3 protein-coding genes are annotated in these 5,002 nt (G+C 68.1%); 1 reads left to right on the forward strand and 2 read right to left on the reverse strand.

What is annotated here, in order from left to right; translation table 11 throughout:
- Positions 1–63: 63 nt before the first annotated feature.
- Positions 64–3,561: a DNA polymerase III subunit alpha gene (gene dnaE, locus AX685_RS02165; protein WP_066484923.1), complete on the reverse strand. Its 3,498-nt coding sequence runs from the start codon at positions 3,559–3,561 to the stop codon at positions 64–66.
- A gap of 93 nt (positions 3,562–3,654) precedes the next feature.
- Here dnaE and AX685_RS02170 point away from each other — a divergent pair, with 93 nt between their 5' ends.
- Positions 3,655–4,284: an HdeD family acid-resistance protein gene (locus tag AX685_RS02170; RefSeq protein WP_082740445.1), complete on the forward strand. Its 630-nt coding sequence runs from the start codon at positions 3,655–3,657 to the stop codon at positions 4,282–4,284.
- Positions 4,285–4,399: 115 nt separating this feature from the next.
- On the opposite strand, the gene AX685_RS02175 is transcribed toward AX685_RS02170, so the two are convergent.
- Entirely contained in the window at positions 4,400–4,882 is a 483-nt protein-coding gene (locus AX685_RS02175; protein ID WP_066484930.1) for a glutathione peroxidase, read from the reverse strand.
- Positions 4,883–5,002 lie beyond the last annotated feature (120 nt).

Consider the following 5,002-nt stretch of genomic DNA (forward strand, 5'->3'; position numbering starts at 1 on the left):
GGGCTGGGGTGACGGTTGGAGTGGGCTGACAGGTCGGGCTGGGGGATGTTCGCCGCGCCGGGATCACCCCACCGATTTCAGCCGCGTCTCCTCGACGTCGAATTCCACCTTCGTCACCCCGGGCAGCTGCTCGATCCGCTCGGCTAGTTCGGCGTCGAGCGCGAAGTCGCGGCCCAGGATCACCACCGCGGCGGCATCGCCGTCCAGCGGCACCTTCAGCGTCACCTTTCCGCGCGCGCTGCCGCGCAGCGGGCCGATCAGCGCGGCGAGGCCAGCCACGGCAGCAGGGCTGTCGGCGGTCACCGCCAGCGCAAAACGGGTGACGTTGGCCAGCCCGTCGAACGGCTTGATCCCCTTGATCGAGACGCGCGGGGTTTCCTCGCCGGGGCGGCGGTCCAGCTCGACGGTCAGGAGGCCGCATTCGCCGGTCTTGGCGGCTTCCTCCAGCGCGGCCGAGGCGCCGTCCTCGAAACAGGTCGCGATGAACTGCCCGGTGGCGTCCGACAGCGTCGCCATCAGATAGCGCCGCCCGCGCGCCGAGGTGCGCCAGCGCGCATCCTCGACCAGCACCGCCATCGTCGCCATCACCCGCGCTCCGTCGGGGATCGGCAGGTCGTTCAGCGCCGTATAGCTGCGCGCGCCGTGCATCTTCGCCAGATGGCGGAAACGGTCGACGGGATGCGCGGAGAAATAGAAGCCGAACGCCTCCTTCTCCTGCTCCATCCGTTCGGCGAGCGTCCAGCGGACGTCGGCGGGCGGCTTGATCGTGTCGCCGGTCCCGGCATCGTCGCCGAACAGCCCGCCCTGCCCGCTGGTGCGGCCGTGATGCGTGCTGGCCGCGATCGCCAGTACCGTTTCGGCGACCGCGTGGACGCCGGCGCGGTTGGCGTCGAGCACGTCGAACGCGCCGCCCGCCGCCAGCGTCTCCAGCTGGCGCTTGTTGATGAGCCGCGGGTCGACGCGGTTGGCCAGATCGTCGAGGCTGCGGAACGCGCCGCCGTTCGTGCGCTCCTCGACCAGCCGCTCCATCGCGCCTTCCCCCACCGACTTGAGCGCGGCGAGCGCGTAGCGGACCGCGGGCGCGCCCTCGCCATCCACCTCCACGTCGAACTCGGCCTGGCTGGCGTTGATGCACGGCGGCAGCAGCGCGATGCCCAGCCGGCGCATGTCGTCGACGAACACCGCCAGCTTGTCGGTCAGATGGATGTCGTAACACATCGACGCGGCGAAGAATTCCGCCGGGTGATGCGCCTTCAGCCACGCGGTCTGGTACGCCAGCAGCGCATAGGCGGCGGCGTGGCTCTTGTTGAAGCCATAGCCCGCGAACTTGTCGATCAAGTCGAACAGTTGGTTGGCGTAATCCGCCTTGATCCCGTTATGCTCGGCACAGCCGGCGACAAAGGTGGCGCGCTGCGCGTCCATCTCCGCCTTGATCTTCTTGCCCATCGCGCGGCGCAGCAGGTCGGCGCCGCCGAGCGAATAGCCCGCCAGCACCTGTGCGGCCTGCATCACCTGTTCCTGATAGACGAAGATGCCATAGGTTTCGGACAGGATCGGTTCGAGCAGCGGGTGCGGGTAAGTGATCTCCTCCGTCCCCTGCTTGCGCCGGCCGAACGACGGGATGTTATCCATCGGGCCGGGGCGGTAGAGCGAGACGAGCGCGACGATATCGCCGAAATTGGTCGGGCGCACCGCCGACAGCGTGCGGCGCATCCCCTCCGATTCCAGCTGGAACACGCCGACCGTGTCGCCGCGCTGGAGAAGTTTGTAGACGCCCTCATCGTCCCAAGACAGCGCATCGAGGTCAATCGAAATCCCACGCTTTTCAAGCAGCTGCACCGCCTTCTTGAGGACTGACAACGTTTTCAGGCCCAGGAAGTCGAACTTCACCAGCCCCGCCCCCTCGACATATTTCATGTCGAACTGCGTCACCGGCATGTCGGAACGCGGATCGCGGTAGAGCGGCACCAATTGCGCCAGCGGCCGGTCGCCGATCACCACGCCCGCGGCATGGGTGGAGGAGTGGCGCGGCAACCCTTCGAGCTTGGTCGCCAGATCCCATAAGTGGCGGACCTGGTTGTCGTTAGAATATTCCTTCGCCAGCTCCGGCACGCCGTTCAGCGCGCGCTTCAGGTCCCACGGGTCGGTGGGGTGGTTGGGCACCAGCTTGGCCAGCCGGTCGACCTGCCCGTAGCTCATCTGGAGCACGCGGCCGGTATCCTTCAGCACCGCGCGCGCCTTCAGCTTACCGAAGGTGATGATCTGCGCCACCTGGTCGCGGCCGTATTTCTCCTGCACGTAGCGGATCACCTCGCCGCGCCGGGTTTCGCAGAAGTCGATGTCGAAGTCGGGCATCGACACGCGCTCCGGGTTCAGGAAGCGTTCGAACAGCAGCCCCAGTTGCAGCGGATCGAGATCGGTGATCGTCAGCGCCCAGGCGACCGCCGAGCCGGCGCCCGATCCGCGGCCCGGCCCGACCGGAATGTCGTGCGACTTGGCCCATTGTATGAAATCCGCAACGATCAGGAAATAGCCGGGGAATCCCATCTGGATGATGACGTCCAGCTCGAATTCCAGCCGCGCGCGATAGGCGTCCTGCCACCCCTCGCCCCCGGCCTGCCCAAGCTCCTCGATCCGCCGGAGCCGTGCGGCCAGACCCTCGCGCGCGCGGTCGCGCAGCATCGCGGCCTCGCCCTCGCGGTCGCCGGCGAGGCTGGGGAGGATCGGCTTGCGCTTCGGCGCCGCCACCGCGCACCGCTGCGCCACGACCAGCGTATTGGCGATCGCCTCCGGCAGATCGGCGAACAGCGCCTTCATTTCCTCGGCCGGCTTCATCCACGCATCGGGCGACGAACGCGGGCGATCCTCGCTTTCCACATAGGTGGAATGCGCGATGCACAGCATCGCGTCATGCGCGTCGCCGAACGCCGCTTCCTCGAAACAGCTGGGGTTGGTGGCGACGATCGGCCAGTTGCGATCGTAGGCGAGGTCGAGCAGCGGCTCCTCCGCCTTTTCCTCGGTCGCGTCGCCGCGTCGGCACAGCTCGATATAGAGGCGATCGGGGAAGATCGCCGCCAGCCGGTCGGCATAGGCTGCGGCGCGCGCGGGCTGATCCTCCGCGAACAGCCGCGCGACCCCGCCCTCCCCGCCGGCGGTCAGCGCGATCAGCCCCGCGCAATGACGTTCCAGCAGGTCGAAGCCGACGTGCGGCGCGAGTTCCAGCGGCCGGTCGAGATGCGCGTGGCTAACCAGCGCGCACAGATTGTCGTAGCCGGCGCTATCCTGCGCATAGAGCGCGATCCAGTCGATCACCGGCGGCGCACCGTCGGGCATGTCGGGCCGCGCGAGGCCCAGCATCGTACCGATCACCGGCTGCACCCCCGCGCCCACCGCCGCGTCGGAAAAGGCCATCGCGGCATAAAGGCCGTTGCGATCGGTCAGCGCGGCGGCGGGAAAGCCCAGCTTTGCGGCGCGCTTGGCCATCGCCTTCGGCTCGATCGCGCCGTCGAGCATCGTGTAGGACGAGAAGATGCGGAGCGGTACGAACCCGGAATGCGGCATCGGCCTTACCTAATGTGAACCGCCTGATTCGACCAGTGCGGAACCGCCACCGCGCGCACCCGTTCGCCACCGACGCCACCAGGAGTTAGTGCGATGACCGACCTGCGCGATCCGATCCTGCCACCCGATACGCCCCCGAGCTCCGGCCCGACCTCCGGCCCGACCTCCGGCCCGCCCACCAGCCCGGCGACCGGCGCCGGGTGGGGCTGGATCATGGCCTATGGCGTGGTGTCGGTGGTGCTGGGGATCGCGGCTTTCGCCTTTCCCTATGCCGCCACCTTCGCCGCGACGGTGACGATCGGGGTGCTGTTCTTCGTATCGGGTGTGTTCGCGATCGCGGCGGGGTTGTTCGCCCAAGGCGCGGAGAGCCGTGGCTATTCGGTGCTGTTCGGCATCCTCTCCGTCGTGGTCGGCGGGTTGATGGTGATGGAGCCGGTGACGGGCGCGATCTCGCTGACGCTGACCGTCGCGGTGTGGCTGGGCGCGCGTGGCGCGCTGGAGCTGTGGTGGGGGCTGAAGATGCGGCGGCGGCGCGCGATGGTGATGGCGCTGGGCGCGGTGAACCTGCTGCTGGCGGTGTTCATCGCGATGACGGTGCCGTGGTCGGCGCTGACGCTGCCGGGCTATGTGCTGGCGATCAGCTTCCTGTTCGGCGGCGTCGCCGCGCTTGCCGCCGCGGGGGACCACCGCAAGGGAGCGAGCGCGTTCGCCGTGCCGGAGTAAGGCCACCGTCGGGCGCCTTGAGCGCCCTGTCCCGGGGGTCCACCGTGCCGCAAGAGCAACGCCTTATGGGCGCGCGGCACGTAGGGTCCGGCATGACGGAGGGGAAGCGGGGCGATCAGCCCAGCAGCGCCTCGATATCCTTTTCGATATCCGCCGGCTTGGTGGTGGGCGCGTAGCGGTTCACCGTCCGCCCCTCCCGGTCGACCAGGAACTTGGTGAAGTTCCACTTGATCGCCTTCGACCCCAGCACGCCGGGCGCGTCGGCCTTCAGCCGTTCGAATAGCGGATCGGCGCCCGCACCGTTGACGTCGATCTTGGCGAACACCGGGAAGGTGACGTCATAGGTCAGCGAGCAGAAACTGGCGATCTCCGCCGCGTCGCCAGGTTCCTGCGCACCGAACTGATTGCACGGGAAGCCCAGCACCTCGAAACCGCGGTCGGCATAGCGGCGGTGCAGCGCCTCTAGCCCCTCGTACTGCGGGGTGAAGCCGCATTTCGAGGCGGTATTGACGATCAGCAGCACCTTGCCCCGATACGCGTCGAGCGCGACAGGCGATCCGTCGGCGGCGGTGACGGTGAAATCGGTGATCGCGGTCATCGCGGTTTCTCCAGCAGGAAATTCAGGTTCATGCGCACGCCCGGCCATTCCGACGCGACGATCGAATAGACCACCAGGTCGCGGACGCGGCCGTTGAACAATTGGTGCGCGCGCAGCACC

It is taken from the genome of Sphingomonas sp. CCH9-F2 (assembly GCF_001556735.1).
GTDB lineage: Bacteria > Pseudomonadota > Alphaproteobacteria > Sphingomonadales > Sphingomonadaceae > Sphingomonas > Sphingomonas ginsenosidimutans.

Bases quoted from the DNA above. Each gene is read 5' to 3' on its own strand.
- dnaE (WP_066484923.1), bottom strand. From the start codon at position 3,561: ATGCCGCATTCCGGGTTCGTACCGCTCCGCATCTTCTCGTCCTACACG.
- AX685_RS02170 (WP_082740445.1), top strand. From the start codon at position 3,655: ATGACCGACCTGCGCGATCCGATCCTGCCACCCGATACGCCCCCGAGC.
- AX685_RS02175 (WP_066484930.1), bottom strand. From the start codon at position 4,882: ATGACCGCGATCACCGATTTCACCGTCACCGCCGCCGACGGATCGCCT.